The sequence below is a fragment of the Allofournierella massiliensis genome (assembly GCF_964241245.1).
Classification (GTDB): Bacteria; Bacillota; Clostridia; order Oscillospirales; family Ruminococcaceae; genus Allofournierella; species Allofournierella massiliensis.
Genome location: NZ_CAXSWZ010000035.1, coordinates 1 through 22738, shown reverse-complemented (window position 1 = coordinate 22738; position 22738 = coordinate 1). Strand labels below are relative to the sequence as shown.

At 56.7% G+C, this 22738-nt stretch carries 26 protein-coding genes and 1 pseudogene; 12 read left to right on the top strand and 15 right to left on the bottom strand.

The window, feature by feature from the left end:
- Positions 1 to 191: 191 nt before the first annotated feature.
- The 8 genes from ACESYO_RS14520 to ACESYO_RS14485 all read right to left on the bottom strand — a co-directional run bounded on the left by ACESYO_RS14520 (position 192) and on the right by ACESYO_RS14485 (position 6024).
- Positions 192 to 1178, bottom strand: a complete 987-nt coding sequence (locus tag ACESYO_RS14520) for a helix-turn-helix domain-containing protein (protein ID WP_058962690.1) — start codon at positions 1176 to 1178, stop codon at positions 192 to 194.
- Positions 1179 to 1374: 196 nt separating this feature from the next.
- Complete coding sequence (locus ACESYO_RS14515; RefSeq protein WP_373210565.1) at positions 1375 to 1584, bottom strand: hypothetical protein; 210 nt, start codon at positions 1582 to 1584, stop codon at positions 1375 to 1377.
- A gap of 30 nt (positions 1585 to 1614) precedes the next feature.
- Positions 1615 to 1944, bottom strand: a complete 330-nt coding sequence (locus ACESYO_RS14510; RefSeq protein WP_283129584.1) for a DNA-binding protein — start codon at positions 1942 to 1944, stop codon at positions 1615 to 1617.
- A gap of 40 nt (positions 1945 to 1984) precedes the next feature.
- Positions 1985 to 3607 (bottom strand): recombinase family protein, encoded by a 1623-nt coding sequence (locus ACESYO_RS14505; protein ID WP_435413791.1) that lies wholly within the window; start codon positions 3605 to 3607, stop codon positions 1985 to 1987.
- Between the two features lie 101 nt (positions 3608 to 3708).
- Entirely contained in the window at positions 3709 to 3903 is a 195-nt protein-coding gene (locus ACESYO_RS14500) for a hypothetical protein (RefSeq protein ID WP_002334813.1), read from the bottom strand.
- A gap of 72 nt (positions 3904 to 3975) precedes the next feature.
- Positions 3976 to 4920 carry a MobV family relaxase gene (mobV, locus tag ACESYO_RS14495; RefSeq protein WP_008395975.1) on the bottom strand — a complete coding sequence of 315 codons (945 nt, stop codon included), beginning with the start codon at positions 4918 to 4920 and terminating at the stop codon, positions 3976 to 3978.
- Positions 4921 to 5103: 183 nt separating this feature from the next.
- Positions 5104 to 5499 carry a replication initiator protein A gene (locus tag ACESYO_RS14490; protein WP_008395976.1) on the bottom strand — a complete coding sequence of 132 codons (396 nt, stop codon included), beginning with the start codon at positions 5497 to 5499 and terminating at the stop codon, positions 5104 to 5106.
- Positions 5500 to 5610: 111 nt separating this feature from the next.
- Positions 5611 to 6024 (bottom strand): cysteine-rich VLP domain-containing protein, encoded by a 414-nt coding sequence (locus ACESYO_RS14485; protein ID WP_044930679.1) that lies wholly within the window; start codon positions 6022 to 6024, stop codon positions 5611 to 5613.
- Between the two features lie 481 nt (positions 6025 to 6505).
- On the opposite strand from ACESYO_RS14485, the gene mtnN reads away from it, so the two are divergent.
- From mtnN to ACESYO_RS14465, 4 genes are all read left to right on the top strand, one after another.
- Positions 6506 to 7201, top strand: coding sequence for a 5'-methylthioadenosine/S-adenosylhomocysteine nucleosidase (gene mtnN, locus ACESYO_RS14480; RefSeq protein WP_008395978.1), 696 nt, complete (start codon positions 6506 to 6508; stop codon positions 7199 to 7201).
- Between the two features lie 43 nt (positions 7202 to 7244).
- Positions 7245 to 8045: a helix-turn-helix domain-containing protein gene (locus ACESYO_RS14475; protein ID WP_008395979.1), complete on the top strand. Its 801-nt coding sequence runs from the start codon at positions 7245 to 7247 to the stop codon at positions 8043 to 8045.
- A 36-nt stretch (positions 8046 to 8081) separates the two neighbouring features.
- Entirely contained in the window at positions 8082 to 8597 is a 516-nt protein-coding gene (locus tag ACESYO_RS14470; protein WP_015573183.1) for a hypothetical protein, read from the top strand.
- A 173-nt stretch (positions 8598 to 8770) separates the two neighbouring features.
- Positions 8771 to 9637 carry an aminoglycoside 6-adenylyltransferase AadE gene (locus tag ACESYO_RS14465; RefSeq protein ID WP_001255868.1) on the top strand — a complete coding sequence of 289 codons (867 nt, stop codon included), beginning with the start codon at positions 8771 to 8773 and terminating at the stop codon, positions 9635 to 9637.
- On the opposite strand, the gene ACESYO_RS14460 is transcribed toward ACESYO_RS14465, so the two are convergent.
- The 6 genes and pseudogenes from ACESYO_RS14460 to ACESYO_RS14435 form a co-directional block, all read right to left on the bottom strand.
- Positions 9586 to 10011 carry a hypothetical protein gene (locus ACESYO_RS14460; RefSeq protein WP_032548332.1) on the bottom strand — a complete coding sequence of 142 codons (426 nt, stop codon included), beginning with the start codon at positions 10009 to 10011 and terminating at the stop codon, positions 9586 to 9588. The genes ACESYO_RS14465 and ACESYO_RS14460 overlap by 52 nt on opposite strands.
- A 257-nt stretch (positions 10012 to 10268) precedes the next feature.
- Positions 10269 to 10379, bottom strand: a pseudogene (locus tag ACESYO_RS14455) (helix-turn-helix transcriptional regulator); the annotation flags it as partial.
- A 102-nt stretch (positions 10380 to 10481) separates the two neighbouring features.
- Entirely contained in the window at positions 10482 to 10700 is a 219-nt protein-coding gene (locus ACESYO_RS14450; protein ID WP_373210568.1) for a DUF5655 domain-containing protein, read from the bottom strand.
- Positions 10676 to 10855, bottom strand: a complete 180-nt coding sequence (locus tag ACESYO_RS14445) for a hypothetical protein (protein WP_373210569.1) — start codon at positions 10853 to 10855, stop codon at positions 10676 to 10678. The genes ACESYO_RS14450 and ACESYO_RS14445 overlap by 25 nt, the downstream gene beginning before the upstream one ends.
- A 71-nt stretch (positions 10856 to 10926) precedes the next feature.
- Positions 10927 to 11436, bottom strand: a complete 510-nt coding sequence (locus ACESYO_RS14440) for a DUF2812 domain-containing protein (protein ID WP_283129149.1) — start codon at positions 11434 to 11436, stop codon at positions 10927 to 10929.
- Positions 11433 to 11753, bottom strand: a complete 321-nt coding sequence (locus ACESYO_RS14435; RefSeq protein WP_283129150.1) for a PadR family transcriptional regulator — start codon at positions 11751 to 11753, stop codon at positions 11433 to 11435. Before ACESYO_RS14435 ends, ACESYO_RS14440 begins: the two co-directional genes overlap by 4 nt.
- A 408-nt stretch (positions 11754 to 12161) precedes the next feature.
- On the opposite strand from ACESYO_RS14435, the gene ACESYO_RS14430 reads away from it, so the two are divergent.
- Positions 12162 to 12581 (top strand): Hsp20/alpha crystallin family protein, encoded by a 420-nt coding sequence (locus tag ACESYO_RS14430; RefSeq protein ID WP_346671961.1) that lies wholly within the window; start codon positions 12162 to 12164, stop codon positions 12579 to 12581.
- Between the two features lie 293 nt (positions 12582 to 12874).
- Here ACESYO_RS14430 and ACESYO_RS14425 read toward each other — a convergent pair whose 3' ends face one another.
- Positions 12875 to 13441, bottom strand: a complete 567-nt coding sequence (locus tag ACESYO_RS14425) for a glycerol-3-phosphate responsive antiterminator (protein ID WP_058962684.1) — start codon at positions 13439 to 13441, stop codon at positions 12875 to 12877.
- Between the two features lie 341 nt (positions 13442 to 13782).
- Here ACESYO_RS14425 and ACESYO_RS14420 point away from each other — a divergent pair, with 341 nt between their 5' ends.
- From ACESYO_RS14420 to ACESYO_RS14390, 7 genes are all read left to right on the top strand, one after another.
- Positions 13783 to 14910 carry an endonuclease/exonuclease/phosphatase family protein gene (locus ACESYO_RS14420; protein WP_373210571.1) on the top strand — a complete coding sequence of 376 codons (1128 nt, stop codon included), beginning with the start codon at positions 13783 to 13785 and terminating at the stop codon, positions 14908 to 14910.
- Between the two features lie 15 nt (positions 14911 to 14925).
- The gene (locus ACESYO_RS14415) at positions 14926 to 16371 is read left to right on the top strand and encodes an NAD(P)/FAD-dependent oxidoreductase (protein WP_058962683.1); all 1446 of its coding nucleotides are present in this window, start codon (positions 14926 to 14928) and stop codon (positions 16369 to 16371) included.
- The gene (locus ACESYO_RS14410) at positions 16368 to 17639 is read left to right on the top strand and encodes an NAD(P)/FAD-dependent oxidoreductase (RefSeq protein WP_058962682.1); all 1272 of its coding nucleotides are present in this window, start codon (positions 16368 to 16370) and stop codon (positions 17637 to 17639) included. The genes ACESYO_RS14415 and ACESYO_RS14410 overlap by 4 nt, the downstream gene beginning before the upstream one ends.
- Positions 17636 to 18013 carry a DUF1667 domain-containing protein gene (locus ACESYO_RS14405; RefSeq protein ID WP_058962681.1) on the top strand — a complete coding sequence of 126 codons (378 nt, stop codon included), beginning with the start codon at positions 17636 to 17638 and terminating at the stop codon, positions 18011 to 18013. The genes ACESYO_RS14410 and ACESYO_RS14405 overlap by 4 nt, the downstream gene beginning before the upstream one ends.
- On the top strand, positions 18010 to 19509 hold the full coding sequence (gene glpK / locus ACESYO_RS14400) for a glycerol kinase GlpK (protein ID WP_373210572.1): 1500 nt from the start codon (positions 18010 to 18012) through the stop codon (positions 19507 to 19509). The genes ACESYO_RS14405 and glpK overlap by 4 nt, the downstream gene beginning before the upstream one ends.
- Before the next feature lie 345 nt (positions 19510 to 19854).
- Entirely contained in the window at positions 19855 to 20037 is a 183-nt protein-coding gene (locus tag ACESYO_RS14395; protein ID WP_373210573.1) for a hypothetical protein, read from the top strand.
- Between the two features lie 73 nt (positions 20038 to 20110).
- A complete protein-coding gene (locus tag ACESYO_RS14390) occupies positions 20111 to 22612 on the top strand; it encodes a glycoside hydrolase family 3 N-terminal domain-containing protein (protein WP_373210575.1) in 2502 nt (833 codons plus the stop codon).
- Positions 22613 to 22738: the final 126 nt, after the last annotated feature.

The window sequence follows — 22738 nt, the reverse complement described above, 5'->3', positions numbered from 1 at the left end:
GTGCTCCTTGTTCGGGTCAAATGTGGATGTGCGCCGCGCTTCTTCCTGCCTTTATTGTAGACCATCCCGCCCGCCGCCACAAGCGACGGGTCGTTACGCGCCGGGCAGGTTTTTGTAACCGGCGGTTACAAAAAAGCCCCGGCGGCCGAGGGCTTCGGCTGCCGGGGCAAAGGAAAAAACGAAAAAGGGGCTCAGCGTTCGGGGCGCAGCATCCGGCGCAGCGCCAGCAGCGCGGCGAACAGCACCGCCGCCACCGGCCAGATGATCCAGGTGCGGGCCCAGTGGCCGGTGTAAAAGCTGGAGCCCAGATAAATGGCGGTGATCAGGCACCAGTAGAAGCCGGTGAAGGGGTCGTTGCGCCGGTTTTCCGCCTTGTGCTCCCGGGTGTAGTCGCCCTCCTCCAGCAGCTTTTCGTAGCTCTCCCAGGGGCAGGCCACCCGGACGATGATATACACGCCCACCGCGATGAGGGCCAGCAGCAGGCAGACCGCGAACACGCAGGACAGCTCGGCTTCCAGCGCCATGCAGAAAAACAGGGGCACCACGCTCAGGATGCACAGCACGATGCCCACCACCAGACCCTTGTGGTAGATGGGGGCAAAGGCCTCCCGTTTGGTTTCCACAATGCCCGCCACCCCGTATTCCGGGGCGATGGGCTCCTTTTCCAGAAATTCATACCGCTCCAGCTTTATGCCGCTGGGCAGCAGAATGGCCACCCCCGCCGCCACGATCACGAACAAAAGCAACAGGCCGACGGCGGCGGCCACGTCCTCGCTGAGGGCGATACGGCCGTATTCCGCCATGCCGGTGATGGCGATCAGCGGCACCGGCGACAGGATGAACAGCGCCACCGCCAGCGCGATGAATTTGTGGCAGCGCTCGCTCAGCTCCAGATAGAAGTTGGCCTCCTCCAGCGAGATGGGCCGGGGCGCGGGGCCTTCCTCCGGCAGCAGGGGGGCGGCGCAGCCCTCCTCTTCGGCGGCGTTGTCCTTCAGCAGGTAATCGGTGCTCACCCCGAACAGCTCGCTCATTTTTAAAATCTTGTCCAGATCCGGCATGGACGCCATGGATTCCCACTTGGACACCGACTGCCGGGACACCCCCAGCCGCGCCGCCAGCTCCTCCTGCGACCAGCCCTGCGCCTTGCGCAGCTTCATGATTTTTTCTGCTAAGATCATATTCCCAACTCCTTCTTTGCGGGTTCTGTTTTGCTGTTCTCATTGTAGCAGAAGTGCCGGTTACCCGCCACCCAGCCCGCTGGGCAATTTGTCAACCGGCGGTTGCGGATGGGCAAAACCGATGTGCACCGCCTGTTTTCGGGCAGAAAAAGGCCGCCCGGCCCCGCTGCACAAAGGCAGGGGCCGGTTTTGGGGCTTATTCCGTGGGCAGGGCTTCCAGCTCCCGCCGGATCAGCTCGTTGGCAAGGGTGAAGGCCTCGATGCGCCTTCTTGCCAGCGTCAGCTGGGATTTGTACCGCGCCGGGTTTCCCTTTTCCTCAAGGGTTTTCACGGTCTGGCGCAGCTTGTGCAGGGTGGAGTCGATCTGGCGCTTTGCCTCGGCCAGCTCTTCGCGGGTGTAGTCCATGGGGTGTCCTTTCTTTTTGGGGGATGGGGGTCACATCTGGCCCTTCCAGACCCGGGCCAGAATGTCCTTCAAGACCAGAAGTGCGTCGGTGGTGTTGTAGCCGTATTCCACCTGCAGCTGGGTGAGCATCTCCCGCAGCTGGGGGGCGTAGTCGTCGATGCGCACCGTTTTGTGGTAGGTGGCCAGCACCGGGTACTTTTTGCTCCACACCCTGTTCCAGTCGATCTTCGCCTGGGCTTCCTCGCTCACGCTGTCGATCATCTCCCGGGCTTGCTGTTCGTCGAAATCGTACTCCACCAGCTCGTCCAGCGTGATGTGGTACAAAACGGCCAGCCGTTTCGACTGGCGGATGTCCGGCAAGGTTTCTCCGGTATCACATAGTTAAAAATATTGGTGTCATTTAATCAATTTTGCCGATAAAGCGGTAGAAGATTTCTACCTCCTGTTCCCGGCTTCCGTCCTCACCTTTGACCGCTTCATGGACAACGATTTTTTCAATCAGCGTATTCAAAAGTTCGGCGGTCAGTTCTGTTGGATTGACGCACTCTTTCATCAAGGCAATCCATTTTTCTGCGTCTGCGGCGTTCTGGCTTTCAGTGGCGATAGCGGATTGAAGCTGTTCAATCTTTGTGTCCAGTTCAGCCTGTTCGCTCTGGTACTTCCCGGACAGCATAGAGAAGTTGTATTCTGTGATACGCCCCGCCGCCCAGTCCTCATACATCCGGGCAAACAGGGTATCGACTTCGGCTTTCCGCTTCTCCGCTTTGTTCAACTCTGCGGCTTGCTTCTTTCTTGCGGCGGCCTGTCCCTTGTCATTGGCATTTAACAGCCGCTTCAAAAGCCGTTCTTCATCATGCTGTACCAGCCCCGACCAGTATTGCAGACGGGAGAGGACATAGGCGTAAAGCACATCATAGCGGATATAATGCATGGAGCATTGGCGTGTGCCCTGTCCGTACTTGCTACAATGATAATGGCCGTAAGGCTTGCTGTTCTGCCTGTTCTCCCCATAGGACAACGACCAGCCGCAATCCGAACATTTTACCAATCCGGAAAAAATCTGTGTTGTACCGTCCTTGCATTTTCTGCGGCGGTTTGCTATCTGCTCCTGTACCTGCCGGAAAACCTGTTCGCTGATAATCGGCTCCTGCGTGTTCTCCACCCGCACCCATTCACTTTGGGGCTTGCGTATCCTCCGCTTGTTCTTAAAGGAAATGTTTGTTTCCCGGTAGTGGATGGTATGGCCGATATAGGTTTCGTCTTTCATAATGCTCTTGACCTGCGCTATCGTCCATGCGTAGCTTTTTTCCTCTGGCGCACCCGCATAGATGTTTGCGAAAGTCCCGTCACGCTGGAAGTTGATAAATCCCGGCGTGGGAACCTTTTCCGCAATCAGTATTCTTGTGATACTGGCCGCCCCTCTGCCATGAATGGCGAGGTCAAAAATCTTCTCCACTATCCAGCGGGTTTCCTCGTCGATTATCAGCTTGTTTTTGATTTCCGGGTGTTTCCTGTACCCGATGGGAGCATAAGCGCCGATACGCTGTCCTGTGGCAAACTTTGCTTTGAAAGCGGCCTTTACCTTGCGGCTTGTATCTTTCGCAAACCATTCATTGAACAGGTTTTTGAACGGGACAAAATCGGAAAGCCCTTTCTCTGTGTCCTCATTCTCCGCAACGGCGATGTAGCGCACCCGTTTTTCCGGGAACAGAAATTCCAGATAGTAGTCCATCATCACATGTTCCCGCCCGAAACGGGAAAGGTCTTTCGTGACAATGCAGTTTACTTTTCCGGCTTCCACATCGTCCATCATGCGCTGAAAATCCGGGCGTTCAAAGTTCGTCCCCGACCAGCCATCGTCCACATACTCACCGACTACATGAAGTCCCTGTTCCTTTGCGTACTGTTGCAGGATTGTCCGCTGTGTTTCAATGCTTACGCTGTCACCATAGTTTTCATCGTCCCGGCTCAATCTCATATAAAGCGCCGTGTTGTAAATCGTAGTATTGTAAGGTTGTTTCACCGTTAAAAATCCTCCTTCTTAAAGAAACAACCCACGCTTACAATACTTTTGCTCTATGGCAATTATATCATAAGCGTGGGCGTGTTATCAATGATGGGCTATCAGGTTGAAGCGGCTTTTTCTGCGGTATGCCGCACCACATCTACAATCAGATCACCGAGGGGCTTCCCGCCTGCGGCGAAGTGTTCGGAGATTTTTATACGGTTGTTCCCACATACAAAATACTGCGTGCCGTTCTCTGCTTGTATGACCTGCCCTGTCCGGGGCGTAAAAATATCGCTTTCGCTTTTTGCCATCCAGTGTCCTCCATATTCAGTTTTCAAGGTACAATGCCGCACAGGGGCGGCGAAAATTTCTGCTTATATCTATCACCTTTCCTTTACTGTGTGCCGCTGTTGCCGTTTCACCTGCGCCAGCACTTCCGGCGGGATACGGTCAACGAAATTGCGGAGATTGTGTAATTCGCTTTCCAGCGTTGCCCGTTCCATGCGGTCTTTCATCTTGCCTTGCTCACTGGCCTTTGCCCTTGCTTCCAGCTTTTTGTTTTCTTCCAGCAGGTCATTGATTGTGACCTTGTACTTTTTCAACTGCCCGGAGAAGTTCTCCATCTGCGGGAACCACTTTTTCAGCATGAAGAGGGCTTCCTCTTTTTTCTTTCCGGCGTTCAGCGGGTTAATGCCGTCAAGGGCGGCTTCAATGGCTCTGGCCTGTTTGGAGAGGGAAACCGCCTGTTTGAAAAGCCGGGTGGGGATATGCTTCCGGCCTGTCTTGCTGGCACTCTCCCCACGCTCCAAGTCGGGATATTTCACCACCATATAGGCGTGAAAATCGTCCTGCCACTTCGTCAGGTTTGCCCGGTTGCCGATAATCTCCTTTGCACACAGGCGGTTGTCCTTTGTCAGCGGAACAAAGGTCAAATGCAGGTGGGGCGTTTTCTCGTCCATGTGTACCACCGCCGACACGATATTTTCCCGTCCTACCCGGCCAATGAGGAAATCTGCCGCCCTTTGGAAGAACGCCTGTATCTCCTTTGGAGATTTCCCCTTGAAAAACTCCGGGCTGGCGGTTATCAGCGTATCGACAAACCGTGTGCTGTCCTTGCGGGTTCGGCATCCGGCCTGCTCGATACGGCTCTGAATGAAGTGGTAATAGCGTCCCTCCGGCTTGACGATATGGAAATTGTATTTGCTCCGGCTTGTGTCAATGTCGGGGTTACTGGCGTATTGTTCTTTCTGCCTTTCGTGATGGGCTTCCAGCGGCCTTGCCGGGTTGCCCTTGTGCTTCTCAAACCGCAAAATTGCGTGTTGTGCCATTCTGCTCCTTTCCCCATTCCTTTCCTATCCTGGGTTTTCCACAGGGAAAATCCTGCCAGAATTATCTCTGATACGATAGGAATGGAATGGATATAAATAAATCATTTTAATCTTTGTATTTCTATATACCGTCCGGTTTTCGTACTTTAGGGGGGCGGTTTCCGTACTTCAAGGGTACGGTTTTCAGTCCTCCGGCGTACCAGAACGGGATTTCTTGAAGTCGGTGTTTGGAACCGCTTCATAGGATTTTGGAAAAATGCGGTTGGGTTTTCCACAGCCCTGCTTCTGGATCTCCACCAGTCCGGCGTATTGCAGTTCCCGCAGGGTGTTCACCGCTTTCTGCCGCCCACAGTGGAGCAGGTCAACCACTTCGCAGATAGGGTAATACAGGAAAATCCGTCCGCAGTCATCCGCCCACCCATTCTTGCGGGATAACTCTGTCCGGCGCAGGATAAAGGTGTACAGAACCTTTGCCTCGTTAGACAGGGGCTTGAATGTGGGGGCTTCAAAGAGAAAATTCGGGAGCCGGGTGAAGCTGAACGCCTTTTCCGGCTGATGAATGTAAATCGTGTTTGTCATATCGTGTTTTGTGGACGGTTAGAAGCCCGTTTTCCGGGGCGGGCGATACTTTATACCACCTGCCCCGGTTTGGGGCTTGCGGAGCCTAATAAATCAAGGCTTTTTTCGCTCCTAACTGTCCACAGCAGACCTCCTTTTCCGTTCACTTTCTGTTTTCTGCCGCCTGTGAACTCTGGCGGCACAGCCGGGGCAGTATTTTGCCCGGTTGGATTTGGGGACGAACACACCGCCGCAGACCACACAGCGTTTCAAGTCCTTATCCCGGAAAATCTCCGCTTCCAGCGTCCCGTCCAGCGGCAAGACCGCCCAGCGGAACCACTTACAGCAGACCGAGAAAGAAACTGTCTGCGGGCAGGTGCAGGTGTCCCCATCATCAAGGACAATGCAGTTGCCGTCCTCACAGCAACAGCACTCCTGGCGTATCAGGCTGGCCGCCTGTTTCCTTTGCGCCGGTGTCATGCGGTAAAGGGAACCGTCCGGCCTGCGTTCCAGCGGCGGCAAGTCTTTATAGGGGTTATCTCTCATGCGTTCCCTCCATTTTGCTTTCCGTTGCCGTTCTCCCCGAAAAGGTTTCTTGCCCCATGCCTGCGGCGTGTTCCCAACAGGGGCCCCCGCAAAGTCGTCAGACTTTGTGGGGAGAGGAGCCGCAGCGGAGCGAGTGAGCTTTCGCCCTCTGGCGGAAGCGAATGATACGCAGCTTGCGGCGACGAGGCACGCTCCCCGCAACTTCGGGACAACTTGTCCCGAAGTGACCTCTGGACAAAGTGTCCAGAAGCTGGCTCCTTGCAGTGCTTCCCCAGCCGGGGTATTCCTTTTTGGACGGTCATTCTGTTTTCAAGGTGCTGTCCATCGATGAACTACCCTAAGTCTACACCTAAATGACCGCCCGTCCCGTATATCCGAAAGGTAGGAAATCGGCTTAAAAAACAGGCTATTTCCGTGCTCTCGGAATTATGGTAAAATAAACATAAAAATTGGCTTTCAAGCCATAGGAGGACAATAATCTATGAAAATCGGAATTTTATGTGCGGGTGACGAAGAACTCGCCCCATTTTTGCCCTTGATAAGCAACTGTAAGATAACGGAAAAAGCTATGCTGAAATTCCATGCTGGACAGATTGATAGTGTAGAAGTTGTCGCCCTGTTTTCCGGCGTGTGCAAAGTAAATGCCGCCATAGCCGCTCAGCTTTTGATAGATGTATTTTGCGTGGATATAATTATCAATTCAGGGACAGCGGGCGGTATGGAGCCAGAACTTGAAATATTCGATACAGTTATCTCCACAGAAGTTTGTTACCACGATGTAGCGCCAGACATTTTAACGGAATTTCATCCGTGGATGAATTCTGTGTTTTTTGTGGCAGACCCAAAGCTGATAGATATGTCAAAGTCTGCTGTTGACAAGCTTTCAACTTCTGGAAAGGTAGTTTGGGGCCGTATGGTAACGGGAGAATCGTTTATAACCGATGAGAGCCGGCAAAAAATAAACGATGAATTTGCTCCCTTGACGGTTGACATGGAAACTGCCAGTATCGCTCATGTCTGCTATGCAAATGACATACCGTTTATCGCCATTCGGTGTGTGACCGATACTGAAAAACACAGCGGAGTTGATAATTTTGACGGAAACTGTGCAAAAGCATCAAGTATTGCCAAAGATATTACGGTTGCTTTATTAAGAGAAATCAAAAAGTCGTGGTAAGATTGGATGATATTTTAGAACAGAGGACAGAGGGGGGGAGAGTATGGCCCTAACTATTCAAGAACGACTAAAAGACCTGCGTGTGGAGCGTGGCTTGACGCTGGAACAGCTTGCGGAACAGACGCACCTCTCCAAATCTGCGCTTGGCAGCTATGAAGCGGACGAGTATAAGGACATCAGCCACTATGCCCTTATTGAGTTAGCAAAGTTTTACGAAGTGACTGTTGATTATCTGCTGGGCCGTTCCCAAACAAAAAATCACCCAAACGCCGATCTTGCAGACCTGCGTTTGAGCGACGATATGATTGAACTATTGAAAAGCGGGCGGGTGGACAATTCCCTCTTGTGTGAACTGGCGACCCACCCGGATTTTCCCCGGCTCATGGCCGACCTTGAAATCTATGTGAACGGCGTAGCGGGAAAGCAGGTGCAGAGCGCAAACGCCATTGTGGACGCTGTGAGTGCAACGATTATGAAACAACACAATCCCGGCTTGACTGACCCACAGCTGCGACAGCTTATCGCCGCCCATATTGACGATGACAGCTTTTGCCGCTATGTGATACAGCAGGACATAAACAAGATAGCCTTCGACCTGCGGGAAGCCCACAAGGACGATTTTTTCAGCGTCCCGGAGGACAATCCTCTGGAAGATTTTTTGCAGACCGCAGAGGAAACCACCAGAGAGGACAGCGACCCGGAGCAGGCGGCTATGGCATTTATCTGTAAGCGGCTCAAGCTGAACTATGGGAAACTGTCAGAGGAAGAAAAGAAGTGGTTGAAAAAGATTGCACAGAAATCGGATTTGCTGAAAAATCCAAAGCCGCAGCGGGGACGCAAGTAAGAGAATAATAAATCAGATTATATGGAGGTATTGGTTATGAAAAAGTGGTTACTGATAATTTCAGCGACTGTTATTTGCGTTGCTGCCGCTTTTTTATATTTCTTTAGTTTAACTCCCAAAGGAGATACCATTACCAGCAGAGAAAGCATATTGAACACCGCAATTTCAAAAGGGAATGAATGGACTATCGCAAAAGAACTGGAACTTGGCGGTTATATCGTGAGTGGAGCATACAGTACAGATAATAAATCTACACTTGCTATCTTTGAACCAACAGGAAATGGAGACTACAAATTTAGTACATCAACAAACCGAAATAGTGATGAGATTATTGTCGGTGGCGTTGCAATAAACGGAGAATGGTATGATTTAATTTGGTTTAATGGTGCTAAAACAGAGTATGCTGAAATCACTTATACAATAAATGGACAAGTGCAAGATACATTGAGATACAACACAGATGATATGGATATTATCTCAATTAAAAACCCAGAAAAAGAGTATTCCATTCATGTGGCTTACTATGACAATGATGGAAATAAATACGAATAAATTGTTTTTCATCGAGAAAATAGCAAAGCCAGCCGAGCCAGTCAACGGTCAAGATGAACGGCGCATTTCATGCGCCGCCGTTGACAGTCCCGCCCGTCTTTGCTAAAGGGTAATCAAGGCGGGAAAGCCCTAAAATGGCTTCACACCTATTTCAATAATTGGAGGAGATAAAAATGAGATCAGAAAAGGAAGTTTATGATATTGTTTTGAATTTTGCAAAAACAGACAAACGCATTCGCATGGTTACTTTGGAAGGATCTAGAACAAATACAAATATTCCGCCTGATGATTTTCAGGATTTTGATATTACTTTTTTTGTTACGGATATGGACAGCTTCACAAGTGATGATAAATGGCTAGATATATTTGGTGAAAGGTTGATTCTGCAAAAGCCGGAAGATATGGAATTATTTCCAGCTGTAGAAAAGGGATTTTCATATTTAATGCTGTTTACTGATGATGTTAAGATAGATTTAACTTTGCTGCCGCTGGAACTGATAGACGAGTATTTTACATGGGATAAACTGGTAAAGTTACTGTTGGATAAAGACAACCGTATCGTAAAGCCGCCAATACCAACGGATATAGACTACCACTTGCAGAAGCCTACTCAAAGAATGTTTGACGATTGCTGTAATGAATTTTGGAATACTACAACATATGTAGTAAAGGGCTTATGCCGCAAAGAAATTCTTTTTGCTATTGACCATATGAATGATATAGTACGAAAAGAATTGCTTCGCATGATTTCCTGGCTGATTGGTATCAAACAGGGATTTCATTTCAGTTTGGGAAAAAACTATAAATTTATGAAGCAATATGTCCCAGAGGAATTGTGGGAACGACTTATGTCTACTTATAATATGGATTCCTATCCCCATATGTGGGAATCCTTTGAACAATGTATGGCATTGTTCCGGGAGGTTTCGTCAGAAGTGGCATGCCAGTTGGATTACCAGTATCCACTATATGATGAAAAAATCAGTAATTATGTGATTCGGCAAAAGAAAAAATATGGCATTGAAGATGATAACAAATAAAATTTTTTCAATCGAAAAAATTTATTTTGATTATTCAATTTTGAAAAACTGAATACCTCAAAATCAGAAAGAGCGCGGCCAAGCACTTTGAGGGATTGGCCGCCTTGTCCACCCATCCAGCGGGGCGGCGGGCGGCGGTCAAGGCCGGGTGTAACCCCGTTCATTTCAGCCTTGACGGTTGCCCGCTGTCCTGCTACTTTTCCGGGAGTGTGGCCACAACTTCGGGACACTTTGTCCACAAGTCGGAGCGTAGGACGAGGGACGGGGGCTTTCATATACGCCCTGTCTGCTGATGAAACCAGACCTGCGCTTGCGGCTCCACGCCACGCAAGCACAGCCCTGTTTTCTTGCCGCTTCAAATCTTGCCGCTTCAAATGCCCTTGCCCTCCCCGGCGGCAACGGCATTTTCACGACAACGCCGACAGAGCGTATAACACACTACACTTTGCTTCGCAAAGTCGTGTGCCAAATGGGGGCGTTGCCCCCTTTGGAAACCCCCACAAGAAAAGGCGATATGCTACCCCTCCACGGGGCGCATACCGCCTTTTCTTGTTATCCAGCCCTCCGGCTGTATTGGTTGAGCAAAAGTCAGCGTGGGATTGGTGTGGTATCTTTATCTAAGTGAACCCCCGGTCTCCCATTTGGAGATGGTCTGGCGGGAAACGCCCAGCTTTTCGGCCACGTTCTCCTGGGAAAGGCCGCTCTTTTTGCGGGCGTGATACAAACCGCTTGCAAAGCTCATGGGAAAAAACCTCCTGTTTTCTGTTTTGGCTCTCTCAGTATACCGCCTAAAGGGCCAAAAGGCCACCAACCAAAGCCGACGGTTTCGCCCGGTTTTGTAACATCACTTGACCATGGCGAACTGACAGGCCTCCTCGGCCCAGTCCAGCAGCTCGGCGTCCACCTCATTGGCGGTCGTGAGCAGGATGTGGTGGGTCCAGCGGTTGGGGTAGGGCTCGGTGGCCACCGCCACCCGGGGGGACTCCTTATGGTAGGAAAGCCCCAGGCTCACCAGTAGATATTCCTCCGGCCAGCCCTTCACCTTTCGCCAGGGCAGCGACACCGCCGCGAACACATACCGGTTGCGCAGCGAAATCTGGGTGCGCCCACCTTGGCGGTGAAGGCAAGGCCCCGCTGCTCCAGCCCATGGCAGAGGGCCTGATAGATGGGCAGCATCTGGGGCATGGAGTCAAAAAACAGCAGCTCGTCGTCGGTCATGAACACACACCTGCCTTTTTGTTTTTTCTTATTATATTATAGCCCCGGCGGGCGGGGCAGGGCAACGGCGGTCAGCCCTGCAGGTCCTTCCGGGTGGCCAGCGCCCGGCGGCGGAAATACAGCTTGAAGAAGCCAAAGGCGCCTACGGCGGCCAGCGCCAGATTCAGCCAGCTGAGCTGTTGCAGATGGCTGTTGGCCAGATTGGCAAAGCCGGGCAGCACGTTAACCGTCATCACTACGCCGCAGAGGGCCATGACCCCGTCCAGATGGCGCAGCACGCCCTCCAGATCCGAGAAAATTTCGAAGGGCTGGCCGTCCGATTTCTTTTTTAAATAGATCCAGTTCAGGCAGCGACCCACCACCTGAATGCCGGTTTCCTCCAGAAAGGCCAGATAGTCCGGGTCGGCTTTTCGCAGCAGCTGCAGCTGGTACTGGTATTCGCCCGGCTCGCCCTGCTCGAATTCATACACGAAGAACCCGGCCCGGCACAGTTGCCAGCCCTGGCGGCTCATGTCGTTCAGCCAGTCGATTTCCTTTTCAAAATTCCAGACAAAAAATGTGCGGTGGATGATCTTTTTCATACCGGATTCCCTCCTGTGACCTGTTCGCCGTTTTTCACCAGCTCCTTCAGCCGGGCCAGCTCGTTTTCCACGGCGGCGCGGCCTGCGGCTGTGATGCGGTATTCCTTCTTCCGGCTGCCCGGGGCGCAGGGCAGCGCCTCAATCCAGCCCTTGTCCTGCAGGGTGTTCAGCGCGCCGTACAAAGTGCCCGCCGCCAGCCGCACCCGCCCGCCGGAAAATTCCTCGGCCTTCTGCATGATGCCGTAGCCGTGCAGCGGCTCGTACAGCGAAAGCAGAATATAATAAAAGGCTTCGGTCAGTGCGATGTGTTCGTTCATCTGCGGCCCTCCTTTTTTGTTTGCTCGGCAAGCGTTATATCGCCTTCCGATACAACTATATCAGGTACCGATATACTTGTCAAGCAGTCGGGGACCGGCGGCAGGGTAGGATAGGGGATGATTGCGACAAAAATCTATGGCAGAAAGGGCGGAAAGAATGAATTAGCGCTCTAAGAGGTAGAGTGCTAATAATTAACAAAATGTTCATAAATCCACCGATTTTATGTCACAAACCGGCGGTAGAATATAGTTGTCAAAAGGGAACGGGACCTGAAGGCAAGAGCCTTTGGAAGCGACCCGGACAATTCCGATTGACAAAGCGGCGCAGCCCCCGCGTACCATGCGCACCGCATTACAACAAAAATCTATGATAAATGGCGCGGAGCAAAGGAGCATTTTATGTTTGGTATGATTCCGTTTGGCCGTGAAGAAAACAGTCTGTTCAACTATCTGGATAACATGGAGCGCAGCCTCTTTACCGGTTTTGGCGATATGAGCCAGTTCCGCTGCGACATTCAGGACAAGGGCGATTCCTACCTGATGGAAGCGGAGCTGCCCGGCTTCAATAAGGAGGACATCTCCATCGACCTGAATGGCGACAGCCTGATGATCACCGCCCGCCACAACTCCGAGAGCGGCGAGAAGGACGACAAGGGCAACTATGTGCGCCGGGAACGCAAGTTCGGTTCCTTCAGCCGGAGCTTCGACGTGAGCGGCATCGACACCACCGCCATCAAGGCCGCCTACAACAACGGCATTCTGGAGCTGACCCTGCCCAAGAAGGGCGAAGTTACTCCCGCATCCCGCAGCATCCAGATCGAGGGCTAAGCGCAGAGCAGAGCCCCACGGCAAAAGCACAAAAGGCCCCGGCCAGCAAACCCGCTGGCCGGGGCCTTTTTGCGTATCCGGGCAGAATGACACATCCGGCGGGCGGAATTCCCGTCCGGTGTGCTGGAAAAAATCCTATCGCCCTGCTATGATAGAAACAGAAAAAGGAGGGCGATGGAATGAGTCTGGCAAAACGAATTGCAGCCTGCCGCAAGCAGGCGGGAATTTCGCATGGCGGCGGCAGTGGCAGGCGGCGTGTGCATCCGGCGGGAATACCGGCAGCTGTAACGGCGTTACAGCTGCCACACCGCCGGGCAGGTGCTGGACACCGCCGCCGCACCCGCGCCCAGCGCGTCGATCACGTCCTGCTTGTCCGCAATCAGGCCGCTGGCGATGAGCGGCGCGCCCAGCTCGTGGCTCAAACGGGCGATGAGCTTCGGCATCAGGCCGGGCAGAATCTCGATGAAGTCCGCCCACTGGCTGCCGCCGCTTTTGCGCAGGCTCTGCAGGGCCATGTTATCAAGCAGAAAGGTGCGGTACACCCCCGCAAGGCCCAGCGCCTTTGCCCGCCGCACCAGCGCCGCCTTGGTGCTGATCACCCCGTCCGCCCGGGTGGCCCCGGCCAGATATTCCACCGCCGCCTCCCGGGCGGAAAGGCCGTCCAGCAGATCCACGTCCACAAACACGGTTTTGCCCGCCTGCTTCAGCCGCTGCACGATGGCCGGGATGCTCACCACAGACCCATATAAAACGAACACCACCGGCTTGGGGTTTTGAAGGCAGCGGGCAAGGCCCTCCTCGTCCTTGATGGCGATGATGATGGGGTTTTCTTCCAGCAGTTCCTGCAGGCGGGCATCCATGGGGCATCCTCTTTTCCGGTTTGATGATACCTTATTATAGCACCCGAAAACCGGGGGCGGCAATGCCGGGGGGCGCTTTGTGCGCATGCCACAAAAACCCGGGGATAATTTTTGCGGGTCTGCCCATTGCGCCCCGGCGGCCCCGCCCTCTATAATAATAGTATGACCAATAAACGCGGCCGACGCGCCGCCAGAAAAATGCCCGGGGCTTTCGGCAGGCTCCGGCCTGTGCAAGAGTGAAGAGCAGCAGAACAGACGCCATGACGGTGTGTTTCTGCTGCCTTTTTTTGTTGGAATGAAGTGTATTGGGATTTGCCGCAGATTGAACAGCGAGGTGCATGATGACAAAGCAGAAAAAATGGTTCAAACGGATCGGGCTGGCGCTGCTGGCCCTTGTGCTGGTGCTGGCGGCGGCGCTGGCGGGCTATGTGGGCTGGCTGCAAAGCGGCTACTACCGCATTCCGGACGGGGAAACGCTGGAAGTCACCACCCCCCAGCTGGAGCCGCTGGCCCCCGGGCAGGAATACACCGCCCTCACCTATAACATCGGCTTTGGCGCCTACGGGCCGGATTACAGCTTCTTCATGGACACCGGCACCATGGCGGACGGCACCCCGGTGCAGGGCAAATGGGGCAAGGCCCGCAACCGGGAATCGGTGCTGGCCAACACCCGGGGCGCGCTGGAGACCATCGCCGCCCAGGATGCGGACTTTCTGCTTTTGCAGGAGGTGGATGTGAAGGCGGACCGGAGCCATCAGGTGGACCAGAGCGCCATGCTGAAAGACGGCCTGCCCGGCTACGGGGCGGTGTTCGCCTGCAACTTCCACACCCGGTATCTGCTCTACCCCTTCCACGACCCCCACGGCGCGGTGAACGCGGGGCTGCTTACCCTGAGCCGCTGCCGCATCGACGAGGCGGTGCGCCGCAGCTACCCGGTGGATGAGAGCTTCTTTGTAAAATTCACCGATCTGGATCGCTGCTTTGCCCAGCTGCGCATCCCGGTGGAGGGCGGCGGCGAGCTGGTGCTCATCAACAGCCACATGTCCGCCTACGACGAGGGCGGCACCGTGCGGGCCCGCCAGCTGGAAATGCTCTGTGACGTGATGCAAACGGAATACGAAAAGGGCAACTACGTCATCGTGGGCGGCGACTTCAACCACGCGCTGGGCGAGGGCATGGCCGAAGCCTTTGAAAGCGGCCAGCAGCTGCCGGGCTGGGTGGCCCAGCTCACCGACGCGGATCTGCCCGCGGGCTTTTCCATCCGGCGGGCGGAGAATGAGTACCAGACCCCCACCTGCCGCACCGCGGACATTCCCTGGGAGCCGGGGGTCAACTACACCACCGTGCTGGACGGGTTTATCGTTTCGGATAACGTGTCCGCCACGACGGAAAACATCGACACCAATTTTGCTTACAGCGACCACAACCCGGTGAAGCTCACCTTCCGGCTGGGTCAGGCTGCGGAATAAAAGGAGGAAACAGATATGGTAGATGTGGCAATCATCGGCTGCGGCGTGACCGGCGCGGCGGTGGCCTATCAGCTGGCCAAAAAGCAGGTCAGCGTTTTGATTCTGGAAGCGGAAAACGATGTGTCCATGGGCACCACCAAGGCCAACAGCGCCATTCTGCACGCGGGCTACGACCCGGAGCCCGGCACCAGCATGGCCCGGCTGAACGTGCGGGGCAGCGCGCTGGCGAAGGAAATCTGCGCCGCGCTGGATGTGCCCTACAAGCAGACCGGCAGCTTCGTGGTGGCCTTCGGCCCCGAGCAGGAGAAAACGCTGCGGCGGCTCTACGAAAACGGCACCGCCAACGGGGTGCCGGGGCTGGAAATTTTGAGCGGCGAAAAGGCCCGGGCACTGGAGCCGAACCTCTCGCCGGAGATCACCGCCGCCCTGCACGCACCCAGCGCCGCCATCGTGAGTCCATGGGAGTTCGCGCTGGCCATGGCGGAAAACGCGGTGCAAAACGGGGCTGACCTGCACTTGGAAACCCGGGTCACCGGCCTTACCCCCACCGAGGGCGGCTGGAAGATCCAGACTACAAAGGGCGACTTTGAAGCCCGCTTTGTGGTGAACGCCGCCGGTGTGGACGCGGGCAAAGTGCACGCGATGGCCGCGCCGGAGAATTTTGTCACCAAACCCTGCCGGGGCGAGTATTATCTGCTGGACAAATCCGCCGGCAATACCGTGGGCCGGGTGATCTTCCAGTGCCCCACCGCCGCGGGCAAGGGCGTGCTGGTGGCCCCCACGGTGCACGGCAATCTGATCGTCGGCCCCAACGCACAGGACATTCCCGATGCAGCCGACACCGCCACCACCGCCATGGGCCTTGCTCAGGTGGCGCAAAGCGCCCGCAAAAGCGTGCCCGGCGTGGATCTTTCCGCCTGCATCCGCAACTTTGCGGGCATCCGGGCCAACACCGACCGGCCGGATTTCGTCATCCAGTGGGCGGCCCCCGGTTTCCTCGATCTGGCGGGCATGAAGAGCCCCGGCCTTTCCGCCGCCGCAGCGGTGGGCGAGGAGGCCGCGGCCCTGCTCCAGCGGGCGGGCCTTGTGCTGAAGGAAAAGGAAAACTCGGTGACCACCCGCAAACGGATTCGTTTCAAAGAGCTGCCCGGCGAGGAAAAGGCGGCGCTCATCGCCCGGGAGCCTTCCTATGGCCGGGTGATCTGCCGGTGCGAGACGGTGACCGAGGGCGAGATCATCGCCGCCTGCCACACCTCCATCCCGCCCCGCAGCATTGACGGGGTGAAGCGCCGGGTGGGCGCGGGCATGGGCCGCTGTCAGGGCGGCTTCTGCGGGCCCCGGGTGATGGAGATTTTGAGCCGGGAGCTGGGCAAAAGCCCGCTGGAGATTCCGCAGGAGGGGGCGGCGAGCATTCTGCTCACCGGCCGGACGAAACAGGCAAAGGGGGACAAAACCGTATGACAGAGCGGCAGGAATATGATGTGATTGTGGTGGGCGGCGGCCCGGCGGGCCTTGCAGCCGCCCTGAGCGCAAGGGAAAACGGCGCGGAGCATGTGCTGATCCTGGAGCGGGACGAGGAGCTGGGCGGCATTCTGAACCAGTGCATCCACAACGGCTTCGGCCTGCATCATTTCAAAGAAGAGCTCACCGGCCCGGAATACGCCGGTCGGTTCATCCGGCAGCTGGAGGGCACCGGCATCGAGGTGATGCTGGGGGCCATGGTGCTGGAGGTGAACGCCCAGGCGCACACCGTGCAGGCCATCAGCAAAACGCTGGGCTACCGGCTGCTGCAGGGCAAGAGCATTCTGCTGGCCATGGGCTGCCGGGAGCGCACAAGGGGCGCCATCGGCATCCCCGGCACCCGCCCGGCGGGCGTGTTCACCGCGGGCGCGGCCCAGCGGTATGTGAACATGGAAGGCTACATGGTGGGCAAGCGGGTGCTGATCTTAGGCAGCGGCGACATCGGCCTGATCATGGCCCGCCGCATGACGCTGGAGGGCGCGAAGGTGCTGGCCTGCGTGGAGGTCATGCCCTATTCCGGGGGCCTGATGCGCAACATCGTCCAGTGTTTGCAGGACTACGACATCCCCCTGTATCTCTCCCATACCATCATCGACATTCAGGGCAAGGACCGGGTGGAGCGGGCCGTGGTGGCCAAGGTGGACGAAAACCGCCGCCCCATCCCCGGCACCGAGATGGTCTTTGACTGCGACACCATTCTTTTGAGCGTGGGCCTGATTCCGGAAAACGAGCTCACCAGCGGGGCGGGCATCACCCTTGATCCCCGCACCAAGGGGCCGGTGGTGTTCGAGAACATGGAGACCAGCGCCCCCGGCGTGTTCGCCTGCGGCAATGTGGTGCATGTGCACGATCTGGTGGACTTTGTCACCGCCGAAAGCCAGCGGGCCGGTGCCGCCGCCGCCCGGTATGCGCTGGGGCAGGCAAGCGAAGGCCCGGCGGTGGAGATCAAAAACGGCGAGGGCGTGGGCTACACCGTGCCCCAGAAATACCGCCCGGCGGCGGTGGACAAAAAGCTGGAGATCTTCTTCCGGGTGCGCCGGGTCTACGGCAATTCGGCGGTGGTGGTCACCAGTGAGGGCGCGCCGCTGGCCCGGTTCAAACGGGAGCATCTGGCCCCCGGCGAGATGGAACACATCACCCTGCCCGCGGCCCTGCTGGCAAAGGCGGCGGGCGCGCTGGAAGTGGCGGTAGAGGAGGAACAGGCATGAAGGAACTGATCTGCATTGTGTGCCCCAAGGGCTGCCGTCTGCACGTGGACGAGAACGATGGCTACAAAGTGACCGGAAATACCTGCCCACGGGGCGAAGAATATGGTAAAATGGAACTAACGAACCCCACCCGCACCATCACCAGCACGGTGGCGGTGCGGGGTGCGGCCCATCCCCGCTGCCCGGTCAAAACCACAAAGCCCATTCCCAAGGGGCTGATCTTTGAAGCCATGCAGACGCTGGACGGTCTGGAACTGACCGCGCCGGTGGCTCTGGGTCAGGTGGCGGTGGCCAACGTGTGCGGCACCGGGGCGGACTTTGTGACCACCCGCGCACTGGATGCACAGGGCGCGGCAAAGGAGGAAATGCAATGAGCAGCCGGTACATTCTGGCACTGGATCAGGGAACCACCAGCAGCCGGGCGATTCTGTTCGACGATGAGCAGAACATTCTGGAAATGACCCAGCGGGAATTTGAGCAGATCTACCCCAAAGAGGGCTGGGTGGAGCACGACGCCATGGAAATCTGGTCCAGCCAGTACAGCGTGATGATGGAGGTGGTGGCCAAAAGCGGGGTGGATCCGGCGGCCATCGCGGGCATCGGCATCACCAACCAGCGGGAGACCACCATCCTGTGGGAAAAGGAAACCGGCCGCCCCATCTACAACGCCATCGTGTGGCAGTGCCGCCGCACCGCCCCCATTGTGGATGAACTGGTGGAAAAGGGCTATGGCGACATGATCCGCAAAAAAACCGGCCTTGTGCCGGACGCCTATTTCTCCGCCAGCAAGATCAAGTGGATTCTGGATCAGGTGCCCGGCAGCCGGGAAAAGGCGGCAAGGGGCGAGATCCTGTTCGGTACCGTGGATACCTGGCTGGTCTGGAAGCTCACCGGCGGCAAGGCCCATGTGACCGACCGCACCAACGCCTCCCGCACCATGCTCTATAACATCGATACCCTCGACTGGGACGACGAGCTGCTGGAGCTTTTGGACATTCCCCGGGCCATGCTGCCCACCGTCTGCTCCTCCAGCGAGGTTTACGGCTATACCACCATCGGGCCGGTGCAGGTGCCGGTGGCGGGCATCGCGGGCGACCAGCAGGCCGCCCTCTTCGGGCAGGGTTGCTTTGAGGCCGGGCAGGCCAAAAACACCTACGGCACCGGCTGCTTCCTTTTGATGAACACCGGCGAGACCCGCCACCAGAGCGAAAACGGCCTGCTCACCACCATCGCGGCCACCGTGAAGGGCCAGCCGGTGCAGTATGCCTTGGAGGGCAGCGTGTTCGTGGGCGGCGCGGTCATCCAGTGGCTGCGGGACGAGATGCGCTTTTTCACCGAAAGCCGGGACGCGGAGTACTACGCCCAGAAGGTGCCGGACACCGGCGGGGTCTATCTGGTGCCCGCCTTCACCGGCCTTGGCGCGCCCCACTGGGATATGTACGCCCGGGGCTGCATTGTGGGCATCACCCGCGGCACCAAGCGGGAGCACATCATCCGGGCGGCGCAGGAGTCCATTGCCTATCAGTCGGCGGATCTGGTCGCCGCCATGGAAAAGGACACCGGCATCCCCCTGAGCGTACTTAAGGTGGACGGCGGCGCCTCCCGGGATCGCTTCCTGATGCAGTTCCAGGCGGATATTCTGAACAAGGCGGTGCGCCGCCCCATGATCCGCGAGACCACCGCCCTGGGCGCGGCCTATCTGGCCGGGCTGGCGGTGGGCGTCTGGAAGGACACCGACGAGATCAGCCGCCTGTGGAGCTGCGACGTGGACTTTGCCCCCGATATGGCGGAGGACAAGCGCCATCAGCTGCTGGCGGGCTGGCACAGGGCCGTGGGCCGCAGCCTTGGATGGGCAAAGCCCGGCGTCTGAGTAAAATTGCAGCATATTCAACAAAATACCCCGCCGGGGCGGAAGGCACATTCCGCCCCGGCGGGGCTTTTTTGCCCGGAAAAGGAGGGGAATCCCAAATTTTGCAGAAGCGGCGGGGCGAAAATGTTTCCGGGAAATCCTCCGGCTGCATTTATTGGTTATGCACAAAAATATATCGCGCACATTTGTGCTAACTGGATAATACGTTTTACCATTTGTGCGTAAAATGTGCAGTTTGTGAAGACTGTGTGAAACGTCTGTGAAGGCTGTGGTAGAATCGGGCCAGTTAGAAAAGCAACATGCTGCAAGGAGATCATGTTGCAAGATAGGAAGGAGAAATTACACATGAAAAAGATTATTGCATTGGTTCTGGCCCTGATGATGGCTTGCTCTCTGGTTGCCTGCGGCGGCAAGGACGAGCCCGCAAGCACTGCTACTTCCACCAGCACTGCTGCTTCCACCACCGACGAGGGCGCTACCTCCGATCCCTATGCTGATCCGTACGCCGATCCCTACAAGCAGGGCTGATTGATGAACAACAGCGGGGGGCAGGCGCTCCCCGCATTTTGAAGGAACATAAGCGGAACAGGAGGAATTACCTTTGAAAAACGTACAGCGTTTCCTGGCATTTGTCCTCGCAATCGGCATGGCGCTGAGCATGGCCGCATGCGGCCAGACGCCCGCCAGCACTCCCGCCTCTTCGTCCACCTCCACGGCGGCGGAGCCCAGCGGCTACATGCCGGAGCCCAGTGAGGGCGCCAAGTACACCGTCACCACCACCGAGGACGGCTGGCTGAAGCTGGAGAACGAAGGCGGCGAGGTTCTGGGCCTTTCGCCCAACTCCGGCGTCAAGGTCATTGAAGACGACGGCTATGCCTTCAAGGATCTGAACCAGAACGGCACTCTGGACGCCTACGAAGACTGGCGTCTGACCACCGAAGAGCGTACCGCCGACCTGGTGGGCCAGATGGAGGGCGCCGAGATGGCGGCCATCCTCTCCCACGGCGGCTGGGGCGACTTCACCACCGAGCCTCTGGCTGAGGACGATGGTTCCCGCACCTTCCTGGAGGCTGGCGGCCGCGGCGGCGTTACCCGTAACATCGGCCGTGGCGGCGGAGTCCACGCCCAGTGGACCAACCAGATTCAGGCCGTTGCCGAGAGCTGCTACTACGGCATTCCGGCCATGATCTCCATCGACCCGGCCAACATCTCCGGCCTGGTGGAGACCACCGCTCTGGCTTCCACCATGGATCCCGAGCTGGCCGCTGAAATCGGCGTGGAGACCTCCAAGGAATACCGCGCTGCGGGCGTTACCGCCCTGCTGGGACCCCAGGTTGACATTGCCGGCGCTTCCATGAGCCGTGCCGGCGGCACCTACGGCGAAGATCCTCAGCTGACTCTGGACATCGCCACTGCTTATGTAAACGCCATGCAGTCCACCTACGATGAGAACGGCGAAGATCTGGGCTGGGGCGACGAGTCCGTGTTCTGCTTCACCAAGCACTATGCCGGCGCAGGCGCCACCGAAGGCGGCCGCGACGACCACCACTACACTGCTCACTACGCGGTGTTCCCGGGCGACAACCTGGAAGCACACCTGATCACCTACTTTGACGGCGTGTTCAACCTGCCCGGCAAGACCGGTTCCTCCGGTATCATGACCCAGTATTCCGTGAACGTTGACGGCGAGGGCAACCCCTACGGCGGCGAAGATCTGGCCGGCGCCTACAACGCCTACATGTATGGCCTGCTGGACGAGGCCGGCTACGACAGCCTGACCATCACCGACTGGGGCGTATTCCAGTTCGCTGGCTGCTGGGGCACCGAGGATATGGCCGACGAGGCTGAGAAGATCGCCTTCGGCTGGGAGCGGGGTGTTGAGCTGCTGGGCGGCTACGGCACCATGGAAACTGTGGCTGCTGCCTATGACAAGCTGGTGGAACGCAACGGTGAAGAGACCGCCAAGGAGATCATCAGCCACGCTGCCTCCAACTACATCGAGGTTATGATGAACCTCAACATGTTCGATCAGCCCTACAATGACTCCGCTTACGCCGAGTCCATCATCACCACCGGCGGCAACAGCGAGCTGGGGCTGGAAGGCCAGCGCGACTCCGTTGTGATGCTGAAGAACGACGGCACCATCAAGGAAGGCGGCTCCGCCACCTCCGATAAGCCCACCGTTTACATCCCCTACGTTTACAACACCGGCTTTAGCGTGAGCTGGATGGGCGGCGTGAGCGAAGGTACTCCCAGCTGGACTCCCGGCATGGATATGGATGTGATGGGCCAGTACTTCAACGTGGTTACCGATAAGCTGGGCGATCCCACCGGCGAAGCCGATGCGGAAGGCAACCCCACCTACACCAAGGACGACCTGACCCGTGCCACCGCCGAGGAAATCGCAGCCTGCGATTACATTCTGGTTGGCATGAGCAATCCGTACAGCATTTCCTACACCGATCCTTATGTGAGCGCCTTTGGCTATCTGGAAGCCTACAAGAACAACGAGCTGTATCCGGACGACATCTACTGGTACCCCGTATCCATGCAGTACGGCGAGTACACTGCGGAAACCGCCCGTGAGACCTCTATTGCTGGTCCTATCGTTGACGGCGAGAAGCAGAACCGCTCCTACAAGGGCAACACCGCTCCCGCTGCTGCCAACTACGGCGATCTGGAAGCTCTGCAGTATGCGGACTCCGTGGCCGGCGATATCCCCGTGATCGTTTCCATGAAGATGGAGCGCGGCATGGTCTGGACCGAGACCGAGTCCATGGCCGACGTCATCCTGGGCTGCTACTCCAAGCAGCGCCCCGAAGTGGTTGCCGAGATCATCCTGGGCGAGACCGAGCCCAACGGCCTGCTGGTGTTCCAGCAGCCCGCCGACATGGAAGCCGTGGAAGCTCAGCTGGAGGACGTGCCCCGCGATATGGAGTGCTACGTTGACGCCAACGGCAATACTTACGACTTTGCATTCGGTCTGAACTGGGGCGGCGTGATCAACGATGAGCGCGTTGAGAAGTACTCCGCCGAGCCTCTGACCAAGGTGCAGAACATCGACTATGCAGCCTACGCCGCATCCTACGGCGCAGAGGGTTAATCTGCAAAAACTGCAATCATGGAAAAATGCCGGGCAGCAATGCCCGGCATTTCAGCCTGTAGAAAAACCTGCTTTGGCAATCAGGCCAGAGCAGGTTTTCTGTTTGAAAACAAGAAGACAGGTGGA